The organism is Acidovorax facilis (assembly GCF_023913775.1).
GTDB classification, from domain to species: Bacteria; Pseudomonadota; Gammaproteobacteria; order Burkholderiales; family Burkholderiaceae_C; genus Acidovorax; species Acidovorax facilis.
Window position 1 is genome coordinate 1 of sequence record NZ_JAMXAX010000079.1, and the last position, 22,466, is coordinate 22,466.

Sequence of the window (22,466 nt, forward strand, 5' to 3'; positions counted from 1 at the left end):
GCAGGGCTATCAACATGGCTTCACTCCCTGGGTGGATTGCAAGGACTCTATCAACTCCTTTAGAACCGCTCGCGCCATGAAGAGTGGATAGCGTTTGGAGTCTATGCAATCGTCCGGGATGTGACACTTACGTACCGAATGGGTACCCAGCGCGTCCTTGCGGTTGATTCAGTTGCTTCGAGCAACCCGGTACAGCGCGGTAGTGGCCTCGCACGAACCCGGCGTAGACCTTCTGTTGGGTCTCTTGGCCAAACGGATCGCCCGAATTCCGCTCATCGTCGATCTTGCTGATCCTGTGGTAGCGCCGTATACGCCGCGCTGGCGCCAGCGTGTTGATCTCGCCTTTGAAGCAAAAGTTATTGCCCGTGCCGACGCGATCGTGGTGACGACAATGGCTGTTGTCGATCTCCTGAAAAGGCGCCATGGATTACAAGACGCCGACAATAAATTCACCTGCATCGCACAGGGGTTTCCCAGTCGAAATAGCGGAAGTGTAGAAAATCGCCATCATTCCAAGTCCCTACATATTGTTTATACCGGGAATTTTTATGCGGACTTCCGCTCTCCTGTCGAGTTTGCAAGGGCATTGCGGTCGATTTGTGATCTGGATATTTCAGTCACATTTTATGGAAATCACGCTGCATACAAAGCGCTTTTCGATGGTATTCCGGGGGTCAGATTTCACGGGGTAGTCGACCATGGAACCTCCATTTCCGCGCAGCAGAATTCCGATGTGCTGCTTAGCGTGGGCAACAGCCAGCCGTTCCAAGTTCCAGGAAAAATTTATGAGTATCTCGGCATAGGTTCACCTATCTTGCATATTGCCAATACCCCTATAGACGAGGCCGGCGCACTGATCATGCGCGTCCAGGCAGGATGGGTTGTCCAGAACCAGGCAGATTCCATCGAACGCATTCTCCGCGAAATTCATGCGCGATGGACCAGCGGGTCATTGCAATCGATGTTCCTGCGTGATGAAAGCACCATTGCAGAGTTCGCTTGGGGCAAAAGAGCCATTCACTATAAGGGCGTAATCGATGAGTGCATAAGGGCGCGTGAAAATGCCGGTACCGTAGAGCGCAACACGAAAAACAAGGAAAAGGGAAGGTATTGATGCGTATAGCCGTTGACATCAGCATGCTTGAAATACCTGGCTCAGGCATCGCGAGGTACATAAAATGCCTGCTGCCAATCATGATAGAGCAGAGTGAGGGGCGGCATCATTGGTTGCTTTATGGAAGGGCATGCCCGTCGGGGGATTATGCTAATCTGCCAAATGTGACTTGCCGGTCTGATTATTTACCTCGGGATGTCGGCCGCATCGCCAGTTTGTTTTTCTCCCAAGTCATTTGGGGGAATATTGATAGACCTGATGTTTACTGGAGTCCTGCGCACAGGCTGCCATGGTTTTTGCCGCGAAAAACAGCCACCACCGTAACCGTTCATGATTTGTGCTGGTTGAAGCAACCAGAAACGATGCGCCGTGTCACGTATCACCTTGACCGCGTGCTGATGCCCCGAAGCCTTGCCTCTACCCAGCAGATCATTGCGATTTCTGAATCGACGGCGGAAGACATCAGGCTTCATTTTGATGAGACAGTCTGGAAAAAAGTGTCTATCGCAACCGAAGGCGGGGCGCATATGCCGTCCCCCTTGCCGATCACCCATTTAAAGACCCTTGGGATTGAAATGCCCTATGTACTCTTTGTGGGTAGTTTCGAGCCACGAAAGAACTTGGCAAGACTGTTGCAGGCTTTCCAGCAGGTGATCAAGCAAAGCGACACTGAAATACTTTTGGTGTTGGTGGGAGGCGCGAGCTGGGGGCAAAATTCTGTCAGAAGTGACATTGCAGCCTTGGGGGTTGCGGGCAAGGTGCTTGTCCTGGATAACGTTGACGATCAGATCCTGTCGACGTTGTACTGTCATGCCCAATGCTTGGCCGCGCCTTCTCTCCTGGAAGGCTTCTGTTTGCCGGCAGCCGAGGCAATGTCGTTTGGAACTCCGGTGCTGGCCTCCATGTCCTCAGCGTTTCCAGAGGTGGTAGGGCAAGGCGGTGTTCTTGTAGATCCCCTTAGCGTGGATTCCATTGCCGACGGTCTTACCAAGCTCGTCACCAATGAGGAATTGAGACGGGAACTTGGTGCGCATGCACTCCAGCATTCCCGTGGTTTTTCATGGGAGCGGGCAGGACTGGCCACGTTGAAGATTCTGGAAAATGCGCATGCAACTAAAAAAATGGAGCTGGCTCGCTATGGAGCCCGCTAGATTTTCAGAATTTCTCTAGCATGAATAATCAAATGGGACTGAAACTGCGAGCGCCCAGTTTTTATAAACCTATAAATGAATGCAACTGATTCCAATGCAACGAAGAACCAACGCTCTTGGCGCATTGGCATCTTTGGCACGTTTGATGTCGAGAATTATGGTGATCTGCTTTTCCCGATCATTGCAGAACTGGAGTTGTCCCGCAGGCTGGGAAGCGTTGAACTTACCCCATTTTCCTATCACGCGAAATCCTCGGAGGATTGGCCATATGGTGTTGAGTCACTGGCGGAACTGCCCCGCATGGCCAGTGATCTTGATGCAATCCTGATTGGCGGCGGGTTCATTGTCCGTTTTGACAAATTCATCGCTCCGGGATATGGGCCACCGGCAACGTGGATTCACCATCCCACAGGATATTGGCTCGCGCCGGCATTGATGGGTGCGCAGCACGGCGTGCCTGTCATATGGAATGCTCCGGGCATGCATTGCAACGAGATTCCAGATTGGAGCCACCCGCTGCTTTCTCTTGCGCTTGATTCCAGCGCGCATATCGCAGTGAGAGACGAACCTTCGAAGACCGCACTCAGGCCATTTGTTGAGCCGCAGCGCGTGCATGTGATGCCTGATACCGCCTTTTCAATCGGGCGCTGTTTGAAATCCCATGCCGCGACCGATGAGGCGGCTGCGATTCGCGACGCTCTAGGCCTGAAGGCCCCGTATCTCGTGATTCAGGCGACCCAGAATCTCGAGCGGCTTACCGATTACTTGAAGAAATTTCGTACGGAGTTGCCCAATCTCAGCGTGCTTCTGCTCCGTCTCGGGCCAGTGCTTTGTGATCATGAATCGTTCATTGACAGCGAGCTGCCGGGGACGTTTTGTCTCAGCGAATGGCCATCTCCGATGGTGCTGGCAGCGCTGATAGGCGAATCCGAAGCAGTTGCGGGACACAGCTATCACCTTGCGATTACTGCACTGTCCTGTGGTGTTCCGGTATTCAGTTCCAGCGATCTCACCCAAGGGAAGTTCACGGCGCTATCCAGATACGACACCGTGCATCCGTTGCCGCCTGCAGGCTGCGACGATCCGCAATGGTTGTCCCAGCGAATCGGCCGCAAAGAACCGTCGCATGCGGTCGTCGAAGCAAATGACATCCTGGAAAACTACTGGAATCATGTTGCCGCTGTGGTTCGGGCAGGCAAGACGGACTCCATGGCCACGATGAATGCTTTTTGGATGTCGCTGCCTGGCATTCTTGAGCATGGGCAGCGGCAGGCGGGAACAGGCGACCCGGAATCCGCCGACCATCTGCGGGATCTGGAGGCTCGTTTGATGGGCTGCGAGCATTTGTTGGGTGAAGCAAGAGCGCAGTTGTCGCAAGCAACGCAAAGATCGTTCGATCTTGAAACCCAACTGCTGGAGATGCACAAATCCATGTCCTGGAAAACGACGGCCCCCTTGCGCAGGGCGTGGCGCTGGTTGCAGGACCTGTCAGCTTGAAGCAGATTCATACTATTTTCTTATGAAGCCAGAATCAGATCAGCCGGAAAACTTGCTGCCCACCCCCGCTCGCGTGAATACCAGCGGGGACGGCGAAAGCCCGCCCCATGGCCCTTCCTGTGGCGAAATAGCGGTGATGCGACAGGCCATTGCTCAACTTGAGCAGGAGTTGATTATCAGCAGGGAAACGGTTGCGTCCCGGGACATTGCCATTGATTGGCTGAAAAAAGAAGCAGAAGCTGCAAAGATGATGCTGGAGTGGCGTCGAAAAAGTCTCAAATATCTGCTGATCGATTTGATGTATTTGCTGGCCGACCGCTCGCTGATTGCCCGTACGCTGGGAAATTTGCTCTTGCCAAGGCGCCTCAAAAGAAGACTCCATGCAGAATCACTGGGTAATCAATTCCAGGCAGTTCCGCCTCTCCGGCCGCTAGCTGCGCCCGTCATTGGCGAAAAATGCAACGATAAAATGGATATCGTCTGTTTTGCCAACATTGAATGGTCTGCCCGGTATCAAAGACCGCAGCAGATGATGTCTCAGTTTGCTGCTCATGGTCATCGTGTATTTTATATCGTACGCTCGGGAATGCCTGCAAGAGGGGCTCCCTACGAGTTGAGGCAGGTTGCCGAGAGAGTATTCGAAGTATGTCTGGCTTTCAGTGAATATGAAGATTTCTATTCTGAAAAGATGTCAGCTACCAACCTTAAGGCTGGGAACGAATCATTTTCCCGGCTGGCGCTGGATGCGAAGATAAGAGCCGCTCTGGTCGTGGTCCATCTTTCTTACTGGACCGGGTTGGCCCTCGACTTGCAGAAGTCCCGGTCATGGCGCGTTCAATACGACTGCATGGACGAATGGGCTGACTTCCCTGATATAGGCGAGCAACTTATCAAAGAAGAAGAGGTGCTGGTTCGCAGCGCAGATCTGGTCACGGTAACTGCATCTGTTTTAAAGAAAAAATGGATGGACCAAGGAATAGATTGTCTGCTCGTGCGAAATGCTGTGGACTATGACTTCTTTTTCGATCGATGTACTGAAAACAATCTGCTTGCCCATCTAAAGAAGCCCATCATTGGGTTCTACGGAGCCTTGGCTCCCTGGATTGATTTTTCCTTACTACGCTTTCTGGCGGAAAAACGCCCAAGCTGGAATTTTGTATTAGTTGGCGACCGCTTTGTAAAAGATCTGGCGGGCCTTGACCGGATGTCCAACGTGCTCCTTACGGGCCGCAAGCCCTATGAGGACATGCCGCGTTATCTTCACGGCTTTGATGTGTGCCTGATCCCATTCAAGTTGAACAAAGTGACGCATGCGGTGGATCCAGTGAAGTTCTACGAATTCATGAGCGCCGGGAAGCCGGTGGTGAGTGTGCCACTTGAAGAGATGGCAATCTACCAAGACTATGTATATTTCGCCACTGAATTCGAAGATTTTCTTGCAAAAATCGAAGTCGCATTGGCAGAAAAAGATCCCGTACTGGTTGAACGAAGAAAAGAGTTGGCCAGGGAAAATGATTGGCGGCATCGCTATCTTGCAACCCAGGAGGCTGTCAAGGAGTTGTACGGGAAATGCTCTATTGTAATAGTGAGCTATAATAATTCCGAACTCACCAGGCAGTGCATTGAGAGCGTTTTTTCCCGGACTACATATCCCAACTATGAGGTGATCATTGTTGATAATGCGTCTTCCGATGGTACCGAAGCTATGCTCCAGGAAATTCAGGACCAGTATGCGATGGTGAAGGTTCTTATCAACGAGAGCAACAGAGGCTTTGCGGCGGCAAACAACCAGGGAATTGCGTTGGCCGAGGGTGAATATATCGTGTTGCTCAATAATGATACCGTGGTCACTGGCGACTGGCTGGAGGCAATGCTCCGTTATTTGGAAGATGGGAAGATTGGCATGGTGGGACCGGTGACCAACTCCATCGGTAACGAGGCAAAGATCAGCACAAGCTACCTTAATCTGGAGCAGATGCATGAATTCGCTTCCGGATACACCGTCGCGCATGCCGGTCGCCATTTCGACATCTCGATGCTGGCAATGTTTTGTGTGGCGATGCGGCGCCATGTGTTCAATGAAATCGGGGAACTGGACGAGATGTTCGGCCTCGGAATGTTTGAGGATGATGATTACAGCCGGCGAATGCACGCGGCCGGTTATCGAACAGTATGTGCTGAAGATGCCTTTATTCACCATTACGGCCAGGCATCGTTTGGGAAATTGATCGAGACAGGTGAATATCAGGCCATCTGGGACCGGAACCAGGCTTACTTCGAAAGCAAATGGGGTGCCTGGAAGCCGCACACGCACAACCGCCAGCCAGGGAGGTCGGAATGAGATCCGATAGGGAGATCACCGCCGACCATTGGTCCAAGAATGTGGCGAGTTCCGATGCCTTTTCGCCCCAGGTCTACTGGCTTGCTGTGCCGGCTGTTCAGCAGCGCTTTCAGCGGCTGGCCTGTGGAGGGACCCACCATCGCTGGTGGGTGAAATACTGCCTTGGCGAGTTCCTGAATCATTCGATATCCCCGGTCAGGATGTTGAGCATCGGTTGTGGCAGCGGTACTCTGGAGCGCGACCTTTTCCGACTCAATGCCTTTTCCGAGTGCGACGCAATTGATATTGCGCCCGGCGCTATCGATATTGCCCGGAAGGAGGCGCATTTAATTGGCGCTTCCCATATTAAATATAACGTACAGGACGTCCAAAAAACGCCGTTGGAGAAGAATGCTTACGACGCTGTCTGGTTTAACGGGTCGTTGCATCACATCAAGCAACTCGAGTCAGTTTGTGAGTCGGTTCGCAACGCCCTAAAGCCGGGGGGGTGGGTGTTCTATAATGAATATGTGGGGGCCAATCATTTTGCTTTTTCAGAGCGCCAGCGCGGGGTCGTCGAAAGTGCTTTCCGCCTTTTGCCTCCGGAGTATCGCCGCTCCTTTCAGCCGGAACACTTCGGCAAGGTGCAGTTCAACGTGCAGCTTCCCGAGCCGGCAGAGGTAATCAAGGTCGATCCGTCAGAGGCAATTCGGTCACAAGACATACGCAGGGTGCTATCTGATTATTTTGTCGAACATGCTTTCAATCCCTGCGGCGGAAATATATTGCAGTTCGCCTTGCATGGGATTGCGGGTAATTTCGTAGAGACAGACTCGCGTTCGATGGCTTTGCTCCAGATGCTGTTTGATATTGAAGACACGCTCTTGAAAAACCGATTTTTTGAAACCGACTTTGCAGTGGGGGTTGCACGGGTTCCGTAATGAAGTGGAGATTGATCAAGATCTCATCCGTCATGAAGGCTGGTTGCCTGGTTTTTTGCTTCGATTCCCAGATCGACGATGCCAAGAAAAGGGTTATTTCCGCGCGCTACCGTATCAAAACTCAGGATGCCCACTTGCTTGTCAATCAGGAGTGAGGTCTCCTCGGTGCGACCATTCATCAGCTTGATGGTGACGTGGTATCGACCTGCTGCCAGTATCGCTGGAAAGTGGAAGGTGACTGTTCCACTCTCCCCGTCGATGTCAGAACCGGTGAGGGGAAGCACAAAGTTTTTTCCACCAACGACAAGCAGCCGTGCTTCCTGGATGGTAATGCTGATGTTGGGTAATAAGACTGAATTTCCGATTCGATAGCTGACGACGATCTCGATCGTCTCGCCATAGACAAACGACGAATAGTGGCTCCCGGTGTTGGTGAATTTGGCGGAGATTACCTCTCCTTCCGTGGTCCCAAATGCAATGTGTGCACCGTTGACCTCCTGTTTTCTGGTTACTGGAATCTTTCCGCCGCTGGCCCAGCGGCGTTGCTCGTCCCGCATGTCCAGCAGGTACATTTCGGAGATCGTCTCAGGAGACCCAAATGCCTTTAACATTCCTTCATGGAGGTAGATCGCGGTATTGCAGAATCTCTTGACCATGCTCATGTCATGAGACACAAACAGAAGAGTTGTTCCTTTTTCTGCCAGGTTCTCTAGCCGACCCAGGCATTTGAACTGAAAGGAGGCATCACCGACGGCAAGCGCCTCGTCGACGACCAGTATGTCGGGTTCCACGCAGACGGACACCGAGAATGCCAGGCGCACAAGCATCCCGCTGGAATATGTCTTGGTCGGCTGGTCGATAAAGTCTCCGATATTGGCGAAGTCGGCGATTTCGTCAAACCTTGCATCTATTTCCGCCCGTTTCAATCCAAGCAGTGCTCCATTGAGATAGACATTCTCACGGCCTGTGAATTCTGGGTTGAATCCTGATCCAAGCTCGAGCAGGGCCGCTATCTTCCCTCGGGCCTGAATCTGCCCCGACGTGGCGCGCAGTGTGTTGCAGATCAGTTGGAGCAGGGTTGATTTGCCGCTTCCGTTTCGTCCGATAATACCGAGGGCTTCTCCCTTGCGGACACGGAATGAGACGTCTTTCAAGGCCCAGAATTCCCGGAACCGCTGCTGCCCGGCAAAAGGGAGCATCTGCAGCAGTCGGTCATGTGGCTTGTCATAAATTTGATAGCACTTGCTGATCTTGTCGACTTCAATGGCAAATTCAGAGGACATCGGAAAATCCCTCGCGGCTTTTCTGAAAAAACCAAAGGCTTGCTATCGCGAAGATGCCGGAAAACAGGAATGATGTGCCCCATTTCATGATATTGGGCATGCCTCCCCAGAATAGTGCCGTGCGTGCATCTTCAATCACCTGTGCCAGGGGGTTCAAGCCCATTGCCTGGTGCCATTCAGGAGGAAGTGCATTGAGCGGGTAAAATACAGGGGTCAAGAACATGATCGGCAGCAAAAGTGCGCCAATAATGTGATTGATGTCGCGGAAGTATACGCCGAGCGCACTCAGGATCCAGGAAATGCCGAGTATATAGAGGCAAAGTGGAATTAAAACAAAAAGATAGATGACGGAAGATGCTGGCGGAATTCCAATTGCCAATCCATAGAAGGCAAGCCATACGATCGAACTCACAAGCATATGAAACAGGCCTGCCCCCAGACTAATCCAGGGCAGGATTTCAAGTGGAAACTGTATTTTCTTTACATAATTTGTATTGGATACAATCAGTGTCGGGGCGCGGAGCGCGCATTCCGAAAAAAGATTGAAGATCGTCATTCCGATGAAAATAAGCAGTGCAAATTCAGTGGGGGATTCGTTGCTGCCGGGCCAGCGAACGGTAAATACCTTCGTGAAAACGATGGTATAGACTAGAAGGGTAAATGCAGGAGTGATGATGGACCAGATCAACCCCATGAGTGAGCTTCGATAACGGGAAGTGATTTCACGTTGAATCAATGAAAAAATAAGCTCTCTATGTTCCCAGGGAATAAATAGATGGACGGGTCGCAGAAATGACTGCCTGGTCATGTATTTACAGTAATTGCGGGTTCAATGCAAAAGCCGCGTGGCGGCAACATCATCAAATGCCCAGGTCGAGAAATTGGCCGCGCCGAAGATGCCTGCGCGCCGCAGGAAGGCTGTTCAGCCTGGGTAGTCGTGCAGTTCCATATCCACCCCGGGGGGCCACATTGAACTGATGGATCCGGGCTGGTAGAACGTTACGGTCACGCTCCGTCGGGATTGAGGGGCTTGCTCCGATACCCGTGTCACTTCGTGCCAGGAAGTGTCCGACCTGACAAAGGCGGCTGAATTTCCGATGGTCGGGTTTATCAGAGCGGCAACGTCCTTCGCATCGGAAGAATTCAGGATGGCCAGACAGCCCCCGTCTGTGGGATGCCACTTGTCGTTGAAATAAAAAACGTGGGTGACAATTTTCTCGGGGAGATCGCGGTGGGGGCCCAGAAGCGCGCCAGGGCCATAGTGATAGGCATGCGCCTCCATCGGCAGGTTGGTCAGGTCAACGCCGGTAATGGACGACATGGCAATCCGGTACTCTGCAGAAAGCAGGTCTTGTGCCAGTTGGTACCAAGAAGGACTCAGGGAGTCAGCGTGCGATATGGTTTGCTCTCCCATCGGAATCAGGGAACGGGCGTCGTACCGATAGTCTTTTTCTCCCCCATATGCCTCGACGGTGCGGAAGTGATCGTGGGGATAGGTCTTGGAAAGTGCGGCGCAGTCAGCCTTTGAATAGAGGTCCGAAATTTCAGCCCATCTGAATGGCTGCAGGTTCATGCGGCATTCCCGAATCCTTGAAAAATCAATCATGGTTAGATAACTAAAGAGGAAAAGAGAAAACGGTCGAGGTGCTTGGGACGCACGAGCGGGGCGTGATCGGGTGATTTTCGCGTCGCAGGGACAGTATGCACTGCGCAGCACAGGCCGCCCGATGGCCGCAGATTCGCACGGCCAACGCGTGTGTGAAGGCGTTCTGGTCAGAATTGCTTCATCACATTGGAGCGCAATCGGGATGGGATGGGTTCGCGCCCATGCAGGCTGCCGGGCGCTCAATGTCCCGATTTCACTCCAACCCTTGGGGCAAGTGCGTTGAAGCTCTCAGACGGGCTGTTGCCATGATGTGACCTCTCAGTACGGGAAAGCCAAGACAGGTGCGCTCAATGTGCTCGCGTCGCGCTATTGTGATCCGCAAGGTGAATGGTTCCGGATTGACCGGGCGACGGATTCGGCATCTGCTGGGTTTTCTTGCGTGCACCGTCATTCCTGGTGAGTGCTCCAAATCACCGATGTTCGATGGTTCATCCGGCCAGGGCAGGGCGAAAGGGTTCTTGTGCCGCGCCGCCGAAGTGAACATCCTCGTCACCCACAATCGGGCGGTATGACCTCTTCCTTAACAATGCTGCGGCTGATCAGCCTGGCGGCCTTTTGCAGCATGGCCTCCATGCGTGTGTGCGACCCGATGCTGGTGGCACTGTCCCTTGAGTACAAGATCACCACGGGCGATGCATCGGCCGTGATTGCGGCGTTTGCCGTTGCTTACGGCGTGCTGCAGCTGGTGTATGGCCCGCTGGGCGACCGGGTGGGCAAGGTGCGCGTGATCATCGGCGCCACGGCGGCGTGTGCGGTGTTCAGTGCCATGACGACCCTGGCGCCCAGCTTCAGCCTGCTGGTGGTTGCGCGTGCGGCCATGGGGGCTGCGGCGGCCGGGATCATTCCGCTGTCGATGGCGTGGATTGGCGATGAGGTGGCCTACGAGCAGCGGCAAGAGACCCTGGCGCGGCTGATGGTGGCCACGGTGACCGGGATGATGGCGGGCCAGTGGTTTGGCGGCTTTGCCACCGAAACGCTGGGCTGGCGTGCGGCGCTGGGTGTGCTGGCCGTGCTGTTCTTTACGGCGGCCACGCTGCTGTTGCGGCACGCGCGTGCCATCGGGGCGTTGCGCACGGTGGTGGTGCCGGGTGCACCGGCGTTTTCGCTGGCCAATTACCTCGCGGGCACGGCGGCGCTGCTGCGCATTCCGCGTGTGCGCTGGGTGCTGACGGTGGTGGCGATTGAAGGCGCGCTGGCGTTTGGCACGCTGGCCTTTGTGCCCGCGCGCATGGTCGATGGGTTTGGCCTGTCGGCCTCTGCCGCTGGCGGTGTGATGGTGCTGTATGGCGTGGGCGGGCTGATCTACAGCGTGTTTGCGCGGCGTTGGCTGGCGGCGCTGGGCGAGCGGGGGCTGGCCGTGCTGGGTGCCAGCTTCATTGCCATCGGCCTGCTGTCGCTGGCGTGGGCGCCTGCGGTGGGCTGGGCCATGCTAGGCTGCTTTTTGGCGGGCATCGGCTTTTACATGCTGCACAACACGCTGCAGGTGCAGGCCACGCAGATGGCGCCCGAGGCGCGGGGCACGGCAGTGACGCTGTTTGCGTGCCTGCTGTTTCTGGGCCAGTCCACGGGCGTGCTGCTGGTGGCCTTCAGTGTGGACCGGGGCTGGCTGCCGCCGGTGTTCACGGCGGCGGCGGTGGGGGTGTTTGTGCTGGGGATGCTGATCTCGCGCCGGGTGCAGGCGCGTGGGGTGGTGGCAGGCGCGTGATCACCCCGTCAGTGGTTGTCAGCCCCGCGCCTCGTACCAGCCCTTGCTGCGGTTGACCACGGCCACCACCGCCAGCATCACGGGCACCTCGATCAGCACGCCCACCACCGTGGCCAGCGCCGCGCCTGAGTGAAAGCCAAAGAGGCTGATCGCCGTGGCCACGGCCAGCTCGAAGAAGTTGGACGCACCGATCAGCGCCGAGGGGCAGGCAATGTTGTGCTTTTCGCCCACGGCGCGGTTCAGGCCATAGGCCAGGGCGGAGTTGAACAGCACCTGGATCAGGATGGGCACGGCCAGCAGGGCGATGACCAGCGGCTGCTGCAGGATGGCTTCGCCCTGAAAGGCGAACAGCAGTACCAGCGTGGCCAGCAGGGCGGCGATGGACCAGGGCCCGGTGCGCGCCACGGCGGCGTCGAAGGCGGCCTGGCCCTTGCGCAGCAGTCGCTTGCGCAGCCATTGGGCGATCACCACGGGGATCAGGATGTACAGCACCACCGAGGTGAGCAGCGTGTCCCACGGCACGGTGATGGCCGACAAGCCGAGCAAGAATGCCACCAGCGGCGCAAACGCCACGATCATGATGCTGTCGTTGAGCGCCACCTGCGACAGCGTGAACAGCGGGTCGCCCCCGGTGAGTCGGCTCCACACAAACACCATGGCCGTGCAGGGTGCTGCGGCCAGCAAGATGAGCCCGGCGATGTAGCTGTCGATCTGGTCGGCAGGCAGGTACGGCGCGAACCAGTGGCGGATGAACAGCCAGCCCAGCAGCGCCATCGAAAACGGCTTGACCAGCCAGTTGACGAACAGCGTCACGCCAATGCCGCGCACGTGCTGGCGCACCTCGGCCAGCGCGCCAAAGTCCACCTTCAGCAGCATGGGGATGATCATCACCCAGATGAGCAGGCCCACCGGCAGGTTGACGCGCGCCACCTCCAGCGCGCCCACGGCGCGCGCCGCGCCGGGCAGCCACTGGCCCAGCGCAATGCCCACCACGATGCACAACAGCACCCAGACGGTGAGGTAGCGCTCGAACACCGCCATGCCGGCGGCCGGGGAGGGGGGCAGCGCACTGACAGCAGCACGTTGTAAAGGGCTTGGTGGCAGGGTCATTTCAGTGGTCCATTCAGTTATCCATTGCGCTGCGCGCCACCCGCGATGCATGCAACTGGCGCGCTCTAAACCAGCGCCCCCGCGCAAGGGCCGCCAAGCCGCACGTGCGGCGCATTGCTTGCGTGCGCTGGGGGCGTCCCCCTCCCGGCTCGCGCAGCGAGGCGAGAGAGGGGGAAGGCGCGAAGCGACTCAGGGGGTGTTTCATCATTGCTTGGGCAGGTTGCGGGCCGTGGCTTGCAGCGCGGTGGCGGCGAGCTTGTCGTCGGGCAGGTTCACCAGCAGCTCCAGGCGCTGCTTGATGGCGTGCAGGGTCTTGCGGAAGGCCTCGGCCTTGTCGGCGTCCGAGCCATCGCCAGCTGACGGGTCGGCATAGCCCCAGTGCGCCGTGGCCGGGTGGCCGGGCCAGAAGGGGCAGACCTCGCCCGCGGCGTTGTCGCACACGGTGATGATCAGGTCCATGTGCGGTGCGCCGGGGGCGGCAAACTCATCCCAGCTTTTGCTGCGCAGCCCCTCGGTGGGGATGCCCGCGTGGGCCAGCGCCTGCAGGCCCAGCGGGTGGGGCTGTTGGTTGTCGCGCGGGCTGCTGCCGGCTGAATAGGCCTTGAAGCGGCCCTGGCCCATGGCGTTGAGCAGAGCTTCGGCCAGGATGCTGCGGGCCGAGTTGTGCGTGCAAAGAAACAGCACGTTCAAAGGATTGCGTGGGGTGCTCATCGTAGACCTGGGCTCAGCAGCATTTGTTGGGGTTGTTGGCGGTGGGGCCGCAGCAGGCGGCCTGGCCGGGCGCGGGGGCGGACGGTGCGCCCGTGGGGCAGCAGGCGGCCTGGGCTGCATGGGGTTGCTGCGCAGCGGCTTCGTTGAACACGGGGATGTTGCCCAGCGTGTGGAAGTGTTCCCAGGCCACGCCCTGCGGGTCGGTGATCCAGTGCTTGTCGCTGCGGGCATAGCAGCAGGTGGTGGCGCCTTCGTCCAGTAGGGCCATGTCGGCACCCTGGGCGCGGGCCTTGAGCTCGGCCAGCTCGTCGGCCTCGTCCACCTGGAAGCCCAGGTGGTCCACGCCGGGCTTGTCGCCCCGGGTGGAGATGGCGAAGTTCACGCGCGGGTCTTCGAGCATCCATTTGGCGTAGTCGGTCTCGACACGTGCAGGCTCGGCCGCGAACAGCCTGGAATAGAACGCGATGCTCTTGGTAAGGTCATCGACATGCATGTGGACGTGGAATCGCTTCATGGTGGTTTCCTTTCGGCTGTGGGTCGTGGGGTGGAAGTTGTTGGGGGGCGATCAGCACTGGCAGGCGGCGGTGGCCTCGTCGGTCAGGCAGGCAGCGCCCTGGCAGCAGTTCTCGGTCAGGTAGGCCAGCAGGTCGTTCATGGTGGCAAACGAGGCGCGGTAGATCAGGTTGCGGCCCTGGCGCTCCTGGCTCACCAGGCCCGCGTGGGTCAGCTCCTTGAGGTGGAACGACAGCGTGTTGGGCGCAATGCCCAACTGCTCAGACAGCCCGCCGGGCGTGAGCCCTTCCTGGCCCGCCACCACCAGGGCGCGGAACACCCGCAGGCGCACTTCCTGGGCCAGGGCGGCGAGGGATCGGATGACATCGGTTTCTTGCATGTTTCGATAATACAACAAAAGTTGAAATATAGAAGTATCGCCTGGAGAAGTTTCTGGAGTCGTCAGGAAAATTCAAGAAAAAATGGCAGTCTGCGCTCTATGGTATTGCCCTGATAGCTATGAATTTCATAGTTACTGAAGTCTGTGTAACACGGTCTTCATAACTCGACGATCTAATCACCCGATTTTTTAATCGTTTGTGAACTTACGATTCGCCGATACAGTCGCCCATCCTTTTCCAGACCCGCGCGGCAGCGGCCACTCACTGTGGGGCCGCTGCCGCGCACTGCTTTCCATGATCGATTTACGGGGTATCACCCAAACCTACCAGGGCCCACAAGGCCCCGTCGAAGCCCTGCGTGGCATCGACCTCAGCATCCAGCCGGGCGAAGTGTTCGGCATCATCGGCAAGAGCGGCGCGGGCAAAAGCTCGCTGGTGCGCGTCATCAACCTGCTCAACCGGCCCACCACGGGCCAGGTCATCGTGGGCGGCCGTGACCTGACCCAGCTGAACGACGCGCAATTGCGCGAGGCCCGGCGCGAGATCGGCATGGTCTTCCAGCACTTCAACCTGCTGTCGTCGCGCACCGTGTTCGACAACGCCGCATTACCGCTGGAACTGGCGGGCATGGACAAGGCAGCGATCCGCGAGCGCGTGAACCCGCTGCTCGAACTGGTGGGCCTGGCCCACCTGGCCGACCGCTACCCCGCGCAGATCAGCGGCGGGCAAAAGCAGCGCGTGGGCATTGCGCGCGCGCTGGCGAGCCGCCCCAAGGTGTTGCTGAGCGACGAAGCCACCTCGGCGCTGGACCCGGAGACGACCCGCTCCATCCTCGACCTGCTGCGCCAGGTGAACCGCGAGCTGGGCCTCACCGTGGTGCTCATCACCCACCAGATGCAGGTCATCAAGCAGGTGGCCGACCGCGTGGCCGTGATCGAGGCGGGCCGCATCGTGGAGCAGGGCCGCGTGCTCGATGTCTTCACGCGCCCGCAGCAGGCCATCACCAAGAGCCTGATCGACGAAATCCTGCCGCAAGAGCTGCCCGCGAGCGTGCTTGACCATGTGCACAAGCTCACCCGCCAGCTTGTCACCACGGCACCCGGCCACGCGGGGCGGCTGCTGCGGCTGTCGTACTCGGGCGACAGCGCCTACCAGCCCATCCTGTCGCAGCTGATCCGCGAGTTTGGTGTGGACATGAGCATCCTGCACGGCCAGGTGGACGAGATCCAGGACGAGACCTTCGGCTCGCTGGCCGTGTACGCCAGCGGCGAGCCCATGCAGGTGCGCGGCGCGGTGGAGCACCTGCGCGCGGGCGGCGTGGCGGTGCAAGAAGTCACGATTGAAATCTGAGGGAGCCATAAGCCATGTTCGACCATTTCACTCCGGCCATGCTGGACCTCTTTGCCTCCTCGTTGTGGGAGACGCTCATCATGGTGGGCATCTCCGGCATCGTGGGCGGCCTCATCGGTGTGCCGCTGGGCGTGTTCCTGCGCCTCACGGACCACGGCGGCGTGCTGCAAAACGGCCCCGTCAACAAGCTCGTGGGCTGGCTGGTGAACGCCGTGCGCTCCACGCCTTTCATCATCCTGCTGGTGGCCATCATCCCGTTCACGCGCTTCATCACGGGCTCGTCCATCGGCACCGCCGCCGCCGTGGTGCCGCTGACGATTGCCGCTGCGCCTTTTGTGGCCCGCCTGGTCGAGGCCGCCTTGCGTGAGGTGGACCACGGCCTGGTCGAAGCTGCCCAGGCCATGGGAGCCACCACCAGCCAGATCGTGTGGAAGGTGCTGCTGCCCGAGGCGCTGCCCGGCATCGTGGCGGGCCTGACCATCACCTTCGTCAGCCTGACCGGCTACTCGGCCATGGCCGGTGCGATTGGCGGCGGTGGTTTGGGTGACCTGGGCATCCGCTACGGCTACCAGCGCTTTCTGCCCGAGATCATGCTGGCCGTGGTGCTGGTGCTGATCTTCTTTGTGCAGGCCGTGCAGAGCCTGGGGGACTGGGCGGTGCGCAGGTTGAGCCACCGTTGATTTGCATTTTTTTGCTATTGATTAGATAGCTTCCGGTGCTTGATATTTAAGCGCCAAGGGCCAATTTAATACATATTTTTGCCCCTTTGCTTTGAGCCAACAGCGGCGCTGGTCTTTACTCCCTCTCCCCTTGTGGGAGAGGGCGGGGGAGAGGGGGCGCATAGGCACAGTGCATCGATTCACCCCCTCTCCCCAACCCTCTCCCGCGAGGGGAGAGGGAGCCTGAAAACCCCTTCAGCTCGGCACCCGGTAGTGGTAGCCGTACGCCGTCTTGAACCCCATCGACTGGTACAGCCCCAGCGCTGGCGTGTTCTGCGCGCGCACCTGCAGGTAGGCGCTGGCTGCCCCGGCCTCGGCGGCCCAGTGCAGCAGGGCTGTGACCAGCGCGCGCCCGCGCCCGCCGCCCCGGTGCTCAGGCGCCACGGCCAGGTCGTACAGGCCCACGGCGCCGCGCTCCAGCACCGCCAGCCCAAAGCCCACGGGCTGGCCTTGTGTGTCGTGCTGCAGTGCAAATGCGGCAGGGTGGGCGATGTGGTCCAGCATGCTGTTGTGCAGCGCGCGGTGGTGCGTTGGCACGCTGTTGGCGGCGGCAAAGCCCTCCAGCCAGGTGGCAGTGGGCGTGGTGCTGATGTGGGTGCTGCCATCGGGCTTGCCGACCGAACCCAGGGCCAGCGGCCGGTGCAACACCAGTGACGGATCGAAATGCTGGTAGCCCGCCTCGGCCAGCTCCTGGTCGGCCTCGGGCGGGGCCAGGGGCGAGATGCGGAACACGGCGGGCAGCCCGTGCCGTGCGTACAGCACTGCAGCCGCTTCGCGCACCCCATCAAACGGCGCGCCGGGCAACAGCGCGTTGACCGAATTGGCACGCTTGGTGTAGCCGCCCGACAGCCGGAACACCCAGCCCCGGTGGAACACCGTCTGGCGCGCGGGCCAGGCGTTGAAGGCGCGTTCTTCGAGGGCGCGGATCAGGGCTGCGGGGACGGTGGGCTCGATGGTGGTAGGCGTCATGGCAGGTGTTATACCAACCCACCCCTCGGGCACGTAGTCAGTCGGTGGTGATCTTGTGGTCGGCCACCAGCTTGGCAAAGCGTGTGGTGTCGCCGGCGATCTGCTCGGCCATCTGCGCTGGCGTGTTGCCAATCGGCTCGGCGCCAATGTCCTGCATGCGCTTCTTGAAGTCGGGCGACTGGATCACCTTGACCATCTCGGCATTCAGCCGGGACACCACATCGGCGGGTGTGCGTGCCGGTGCCAGCACGCCAAACCAGGTGCCGATGTCAAAGCCCGCAAAACCGGCCTCCTGCAGTGTGGGCACATCCGGAAGCGATGAGGACCGCTTGGCCGTGGTCACCGCCAGCGCACGCAGCTTGCCCGCCTTGATGTGGGGCAGCACGGGCGTGATGGTGTCGAACGACATCGACACCTGGCCGCCCAGCAGGTCGGTGGTGAGCGGCCCGCTGCCTTTGTAGGGCACGTGCAGCACAGGCTGGCCGATGGCGGCGGAGAACTGCGTGCCGATCAGGTGCTGCGCCGTGCCCGCGCCGTTGGATCCATACGAAAACTTGTCGGGCGCGGTCTTGATCAGGGCCACGAGTTCCTTCACTTCCTTGGCGGGCGTGGTGGCGCTCACGGCCAGCACGTTGGGCACCAGGGCCACGGTGGTGATGGGTGAAAAGCTTTTTTGAAAGTCGTAGCTGAGCTTTTTGTAGACGCTGGTGGCAATGGTGTGGTGCACCGCGCCCATCAGCAGCGTGTAGCCGTCGGGTGCGGCCTTGGCCACGTAGTCGGCGCCAATGGTGGCGCCCGCGCCGCCCCGGTTTTCCACGATCACGGGCTGGCCCAGCGCGGTGCTGAGCTTTTCGCCCAGCGCTCGCGCCAGCACGTCGGTGGTGCCGCCCGCTGCAAACGGCACGACGATGGTGACGGGCTTGGTCGGCCAGGCCTGCGCGTGGACAGTTTTGCCAGGCAGCAGGCAGGCGGCTGCGGCCAGCGCCGCCAGTGCCATCAGGTGTTGACGGCGCAGCGGGTGTGCGATGGCGGTGGGGCTGGGGGTAGGGCGATGCATGGTTTGTCTCCTAAAGGATGGGGGCGGCGGCTGTGTGGTCTTTGCGGCCTTGTGGTGGTGCCCGCCGTGTGGCGTCCTGGCCCGTTCTTGCGGGCCTTGAACGATTGCTTTCAGGCGGCTTTGCGCTCGGTCTCTTTGCCGCTGATCAGCGCGCACACCGCATCGGTCACCTGCGCCGTGGTGGCCGTGCCGCCCAGGTCGCGGGTGTGCAGGGCCGGGTTGGCGGTGACCTGTTCGATGGCCTGCATCACGGCGCGCGCAGCGTCCACCTCGCCCAGGTGCTCCAGCAGCATCACCACCGACCAGAATGTGCCGATGGGGTTGGCCAGGCCCTTGCCCATGATGTCGAACGCCGAGCCGTGGATGGGCTCGAACATGCTGGGGTAGCGGCGCTCGGGGTCGATGTTGCCGGTGGGCGCAATGCCCAGGCTGCCTGCCAGCGCGGCGGCCAGGTCGCTGAGGATGTCGGCATGCAGGTTGGTGGCCACGATGGTGTCGAGCGTGGCGGGGCGGTTGACCATGCGGGCCGTGGCGGCGTCCACCAGCTCCTTGTCCCACTTCACATCGGGGAACTCGGCCGCCACTTGCGCGGCGATCTCGTCCCACATCACCATGGCGTGGCGCTGCGCGTTGCTCTTGGTGATGACGGTGAGCAGCTTGCGGGGGCGCGACTGCGCCAGGCGGAAGGCAAAGCGCAGGATGCGTTCCACGCCCACGCGGGTCATGATGGACACATCCGTGGCCGCCTCGATGGGGTGGCCCTGGTGCACGCGGCCGCCCACGCCCGAGTATTCGCCCTCGGAGTTTTCGCGCACGATGACCCAGTCCAGGTCCTTGGGCGTGCAGCGCTTCAGGGGCGCATCGATGCCCGGCAGGATGCGCGTGGGCCGCACGTTGGCGTACTGGTCAAACCCCTGGCAGATTTTGAGGCGCAGGCCCCACAGCGTGATGTGGTCGGGGATGTCCGGGTCACCCGCCGAGCCGAACAGGATGGCGTCTTTGCCTCGCAGGGCATCCAGCCCATCGGCCGGCATCATCACGCCATGGGCGCGGTACCAGTCGCCGCCCCAGCCGAAGTTTTCAAATTCGAACTGCAGGCCGAGGTGGCGGGCGGCCAGGGCTTCGAGCACACGCTGGCCAGCGGGAATCACTTCCTTGCCGATGCCGTCTCCGGGGATGGTGGCGATTTGATAGGTGGTCATGCAGATGCCTGGGTGAAAAGGGTCTGGAAATGCCTGTGCAGCAAGGCACAGGCGTGAAAGAGAGACACAGGAGAAACCAAACGGTAGAGGGACTGTAGGCCTGGACGCCTTCACAGAACGGCGCTAAAGTGAATCCATCGTTAACCTGCAGTTAAGGTCGCGCCGATGAGTTCCACCATCCAGCCCGCAGAACTGGGCTTTTTCTCCGCGCTGGCCGCCAGCCCCAGCCTGAGCGCCGCAGGGCGCGAAATGGGGGTCTCCACGGCGGCGGTCAGCAAGCACCTCACGCAGATGGAAAAGCGCCTGGGCGTGGTGCTGGTCAACCGCACCACGCGCCGCATGAGCCTCACGCCCGAGGGCGAGCTGCTGCTGGAGCACGCGCGCCGCATCCTGCGCGAGATCGATGCGCTCGATGAACTCATCGTGCAGTCCAAGGCCAGCCCCAAGGGCCTGCTGCGCGTGAACGCCACGCTGGGCTTTGGCCGCATGCACATCGCGCCCGTGATTTCGGACTTTGTGCGCCAGTACCCCGAGGTGGATGTGCAACTGCAGCTGTCGGTGCACCCGCCGCCGATCACCGACGATGCCTACGATGTGTGCGTGCGTTTTGGCGAACCGCCCGACGGCCGCGTGATTGCCCGCCGCATCGCACCCAACCGGCGCGTGCTGTGCGCTGCGCCCGCCTACCTGGACCGCCACAGCAGGCCCCGCGTGCCGCGCGACTTGATGGAGCACCAGTGCATCGGCATCCGCCAGGGCGATGAGGCCTATGGCCTGTGGCGCCTGACCACCGGGCGCGGCAGCAAGGCACACACCGAGTCCATCAAGATCACCGGCAACTTGACCACCAACGACGGCGAGATCGCCGTGCTGTGGGCGCTGCAGGGCCACGGCATCGTGATGCGCGCCGAGTGGGACGTGAACCGCCACCTGGCCCAGGGCCTGCTGGAGCCCGTGCTGCCGCAGTACCAGACCCCGGCGGCCGACATCTACGCGGTGTACCCGCAGCGGCACCAGTTCTCCACCCGCGTGCAGGCGTTTGTGGGGTTTCTGGCCGAGGCGCTGGCAGCGTCGGGGGCACCGGCCGGTGTGCCCGCCAAGCCGGGCAAGCTGGGTAAAAGCGCAATGCAGGTTTCCTGATCTGCGGGGTGGCGCTGGTGTCGCTGTGCGGGTAGTGTGTCGCCATCCGAGTCCGTTTTGCCCGCCTTCTTCCGCTGCCCTGCCCAGACCAGGCTTTTACCCATGAAACCACTTTCGCAGCTTTTTGCCGCGCTGGCATGCGCCCTCACAGCCCTGCCGGTGCTGGCTACCGACTCCACCGCAGCCCAAGACTGGTCTCTGTCGGCCGACGGCGCCTATGTACTTGATGTGCGCGCAGGCCTGGCCTGGCCGCGTTGTGTGGAAGGTATGCAGTGGACGGGCAAGACCTGCACCGGCAAGCCGTTGCTGCTGGACCGTGCTGAAGCCACCACCCTGGCCACCGACCGCTGGAAGGCCGAGGGCGTGGGTTGGCGCCTTCCCCGCGCGGCGGAACTGCAGCGGCTGGTGGACAAGTCGCTGTCTCCCCCGGGCCTCAACCCCATCCTGTTCCCGGCCGCGCCGGGCCAGTGGCACTGGTCATCCACCAGCAACGTGAGTGCGCCCAGCGTCAACCCATACACCTACGGCAACATCGCGCAAGGCCGCGCGGGCGATGGGGGGCGCCAGGCCGCAATGATCAACGGCTGGGCCGTGAACCTGTCCACCGGCGAGGCGCGGGGCGATGCGGCACGGGCCAGCAAGCTACCCGTGCGGCTGGTGCGGCCGATGCTGGTGGGGGCGGGGAAGTAGCCGCAGACGTCGCGCGGAGCAGGTAGCGGCTCAGGCACCTCATGCTGCCACCGTTTCCGCATCGCCCGCCGCAAACACTTGGCGGGCAGCGGCCAGTCCGTTCAGCGCGGCGGGAAAGCCTGCGTAAACAGCCATCTGCATGAGGACTTCCACGATTTCTTCACGGGTGACGCCCACGTTCAGCGCCGCCTGCAAGTGCACCTTGAGCTGTGGTGTGGCGTTGCCCAGCGCAGTCAAAGCAGCGATCACTGCAATTTCGCGGCTGCGCAGGTCCAGTCCGGGTCGGGAATAGATATCGCCAAACGGAAACTCGATCAGGTAGCGGGCGAAATCGGGGGCAATGTCGGCCAGGCTGGCGACGACGTGCTCACCGGCGTGGCCGTCGATTTCGCGCAGCTTGGCGAGGCCCTGGAGATAACGGGGATTGGTTTCGGGGGACATGGGTGCTTCCTTGGCGGGGTGACGAGGGTGTGTGGCGAAGGGAAGCCTCCAGATCCCGGTAGTGCGCGATCTTGGCTTGCAGCGCCTGTGCGGCTTGCTGCATGGCGGTGATGGTTGCAAGCACCTGAGCAAGGTGATGCTCCAGCAGCTCGCGCCGTTCGGGGGCGGTGGTGTTCCCTTCGCTGCGCAGCCGCGCGAAGGCCTGCATCTGCCCGATGGGCATCTGGGTCTCGCGCAGGCGCAGCAGGAATCCGATCCATTCCATGTCCGAAGCCGCATAGCGGCGCTGGCCACCCGGCGCGCGCGCCACGGGCGCAATCAGCCCGGCGCGCTCGTAGTAGCGCAGCGTGTGCGCGGTCAGGCCCGTGCGTTCGGCGACTTCGGCAATGGTGAGGAGGGATGCCATGGGAACGATTCTGAAAGTTGGAGTGCACTCTAAGTCAAGCACTGAATCGCTCCAACGTGACAAGGGGTCGCAACAGGCCGCTGTCTAACCCTTGTTCGTAT

21 protein-coding genes and 1 pseudogene are annotated in these 22,466 nt (G+C 60.1%); 10 read left to right on the forward strand and 12 right to left on the reverse strand.

Going from position 1 to position 22,466, the window contains the following annotated elements; translation table 11 throughout:
* Positions 1-148 precede the first annotated feature (148 nt).
* From NFX52_RS19365 to NFX52_RS19385, 5 genes and pseudogenes are all read left to right on the forward strand, one after another.
* A pseudogene (locus NFX52_RS19365) lies at positions 149-1,114 on the forward strand (glycosyltransferase); the annotation flags it as partial.
* Entirely contained in the window at positions 1,114-2,265 is a 1,152-nt protein-coding gene (locus NFX52_RS19370) for a glycosyltransferase family 4 protein (RefSeq protein WP_082437403.1), read from the forward strand. The pseudogene NFX52_RS19365 and the gene NFX52_RS19370, both read left to right, overlap by 1 nt.
* Before the next feature lie 75 nt (positions 2,266-2,340).
* Positions 2,341-3,762, forward strand: coding sequence for a polysaccharide pyruvyl transferase family protein (locus NFX52_RS19375; protein WP_055397576.1), 1,422 nt, complete (start codon positions 2,341-2,343; stop codon positions 3,760-3,762).
* A 22-nt stretch (positions 3,763-3,784) separates the two neighbouring features.
* Positions 3,785-6,103 carry a glycosyltransferase gene (locus tag NFX52_RS19380; RefSeq protein ID WP_082437402.1) on the forward strand — a complete coding sequence of 773 codons (2,319 nt, stop codon included), beginning with the start codon at positions 3,785-3,787 and terminating at the stop codon, positions 6,101-6,103.
* Complete coding sequence (locus tag NFX52_RS19385; RefSeq protein ID WP_055397571.1) at positions 6,100-7,023, forward strand: class I SAM-dependent methyltransferase; 924 nt, start codon at positions 6,100-6,102, stop codon at positions 7,021-7,023. Before NFX52_RS19380 ends, NFX52_RS19385 begins: the two co-directional genes overlap by 4 nt.
* A gap of 23 nt (positions 7,024-7,046) precedes the next feature.
* Here the strand turns inward: NFX52_RS19385 and NFX52_RS19390 are convergent, their stop codons facing one another.
* The 3 genes from NFX52_RS19390 to NFX52_RS19400 form a co-directional block, all read right to left on the reverse strand.
* Positions 7,047-8,306 carry an ABC transporter ATP-binding protein gene (locus tag NFX52_RS19390; RefSeq protein ID WP_055397569.1) on the reverse strand — a complete coding sequence of 420 codons (1,260 nt, stop codon included), beginning with the start codon at positions 8,304-8,306 and terminating at the stop codon, positions 7,047-7,049.
* Positions 8,296-9,114 (reverse strand): ABC transporter permease, encoded by an 819-nt coding sequence (locus tag NFX52_RS19395; protein WP_055397567.1) that lies wholly within the window; start codon positions 9,112-9,114, stop codon positions 8,296-8,298. The genes NFX52_RS19390 and NFX52_RS19395 overlap by 11 nt, the downstream gene beginning before the upstream one ends.
* Before the next feature lie 114 nt (positions 9,115-9,228).
* Complete coding sequence (locus NFX52_RS19400) at positions 9,229-9,912, reverse strand: 2OG-Fe(II) oxygenase (protein WP_055397565.1); 684 nt, start codon at positions 9,910-9,912, stop codon at positions 9,229-9,231.
* 568 nt (positions 9,913-10,480) lie between these two features.
* Between NFX52_RS19400 and NFX52_RS19405 the strand changes: the two genes are divergently transcribed.
* Positions 10,481-11,677: an MFS transporter gene (locus NFX52_RS19405; RefSeq protein WP_238385573.1), complete on the forward strand. Its 1,197-nt coding sequence runs from the start codon at positions 10,481-10,483 to the stop codon at positions 11,675-11,677.
* Positions 11,678-11,695: 18 nt separating this feature from the next.
* Here NFX52_RS19405 and arsB read toward each other — a convergent pair whose 3' ends face one another.
* From arsB to NFX52_RS19425, 4 genes are all read right to left on the reverse strand, one after another.
* Complete coding sequence (gene arsB / locus NFX52_RS19410) at positions 11,696-12,718, reverse strand: ACR3 family arsenite efflux transporter (protein WP_055397562.1); 1,023 nt, start codon at positions 12,716-12,718, stop codon at positions 11,696-11,698.
* A 273-nt stretch (positions 12,719-12,991) separates the two neighbouring features.
* A complete protein-coding gene (locus tag NFX52_RS19415) occupies positions 12,992-13,498 on the reverse strand; it encodes an arsenate reductase ArsC (RefSeq protein ID WP_055397560.1) in 507 nt (168 codons plus the stop codon).
* A gap of 13 nt (positions 13,499-13,511) precedes the next feature.
* Positions 13,512-14,012: an ArsI/CadI family heavy metal resistance metalloenzyme gene (locus NFX52_RS19420; RefSeq protein WP_055397558.1), complete on the reverse strand. Its 501-nt coding sequence runs from the start codon at positions 14,010-14,012 to the stop codon at positions 13,512-13,514.
* 51 nt (positions 14,013-14,063) lie between these two features.
* Complete coding sequence (locus NFX52_RS19425; protein WP_055397556.1) at positions 14,064-14,390, reverse strand: ArsR/SmtB family transcription factor; 327 nt, start codon at positions 14,388-14,390, stop codon at positions 14,064-14,066.
* Positions 14,391-14,685: 295 nt separating this feature from the next.
* On the opposite strand from NFX52_RS19425, the gene NFX52_RS19430 reads away from it, so the two are divergent.
* Positions 14,686-15,741, forward strand: coding sequence for a methionine ABC transporter ATP-binding protein (locus NFX52_RS19430; protein ID WP_207401868.1), 1,056 nt, complete (start codon positions 14,686-14,688; stop codon positions 15,739-15,741).
* 14 nt (positions 15,742-15,755) lie between these two features.
* A complete protein-coding gene (locus NFX52_RS19435) occupies positions 15,756-16,421 on the forward strand; it encodes a methionine ABC transporter permease (protein WP_055397552.1) in 666 nt (221 codons plus the stop codon).
* 234 nt (positions 16,422-16,655) lie between these two features.
* Here the strand turns inward: NFX52_RS19435 and NFX52_RS19440 are convergent, their stop codons facing one another.
* The 3 genes from NFX52_RS19440 to NFX52_RS19450 all read right to left on the reverse strand — a co-directional run bounded on the left by NFX52_RS19440 (position 16,656) and on the right by NFX52_RS19450 (position 19,688).
* A complete protein-coding gene (locus NFX52_RS19440) occupies positions 16,656-17,429 on the reverse strand; it encodes a GNAT family N-acetyltransferase (RefSeq protein ID WP_055397550.1) in 774 nt (257 codons plus the stop codon).
* Positions 17,430-17,466: 37 nt separating this feature from the next.
* Entirely contained in the window at positions 17,467-18,486 is a 1,020-nt protein-coding gene (locus NFX52_RS19445; protein ID WP_369801339.1) for a Bug family tripartite tricarboxylate transporter substrate binding protein, read from the reverse strand.
* Between the two features lie 110 nt (positions 18,487-18,596).
* Positions 18,597-19,688 carry a tartrate dehydrogenase gene (locus NFX52_RS19450; RefSeq protein ID WP_055397548.1) on the reverse strand — a complete coding sequence of 364 codons (1,092 nt, stop codon included), beginning with the start codon at positions 19,686-19,688 and terminating at the stop codon, positions 18,597-18,599.
* Between the two features lie 165 nt (positions 19,689-19,853).
* Here NFX52_RS19450 and NFX52_RS19455 point away from each other — a divergent pair, with 165 nt between their 5' ends.
* Both NFX52_RS19455 and NFX52_RS19460 read left to right on the forward strand, forming a co-directional pair.
* Positions 19,854-20,828: a LysR family transcriptional regulator gene (locus NFX52_RS19455; protein ID WP_055397545.1), complete on the forward strand. Its 975-nt coding sequence runs from the start codon at positions 19,854-19,856 to the stop codon at positions 20,826-20,828.
* Between the two features lie 102 nt (positions 20,829-20,930).
* The gene (locus NFX52_RS19460; protein WP_055397543.1) at positions 20,931-21,518 is read left to right on the forward strand and encodes an Lcl C-terminal domain-containing protein; all 588 of its coding nucleotides are present in this window, start codon (positions 20,931-20,933) and stop codon (positions 21,516-21,518) included.
* Between the two features lie 39 nt (positions 21,519-21,557).
* Here NFX52_RS19460 and NFX52_RS19465 read toward each other — a convergent pair whose 3' ends face one another.
* Together NFX52_RS19465 and NFX52_RS19470 are read right to left on the reverse strand one after the other, a co-directional pair.
* Entirely contained in the window at positions 21,558-21,959 is a 402-nt protein-coding gene (locus NFX52_RS19465) for a carboxymuconolactone decarboxylase family protein (protein ID WP_055397541.1), read from the reverse strand.
* Positions 21,886-22,365 carry a MerR family transcriptional regulator gene (locus NFX52_RS19470; protein WP_055397539.1) on the reverse strand — a complete coding sequence of 160 codons (480 nt, stop codon included), beginning with the start codon at positions 22,363-22,365 and terminating at the stop codon, positions 21,886-21,888. The genes NFX52_RS19465 and NFX52_RS19470 overlap by 74 nt, the downstream gene beginning before the upstream one ends.
* Positions 22,366-22,466: the final 101 nt, after the last annotated feature.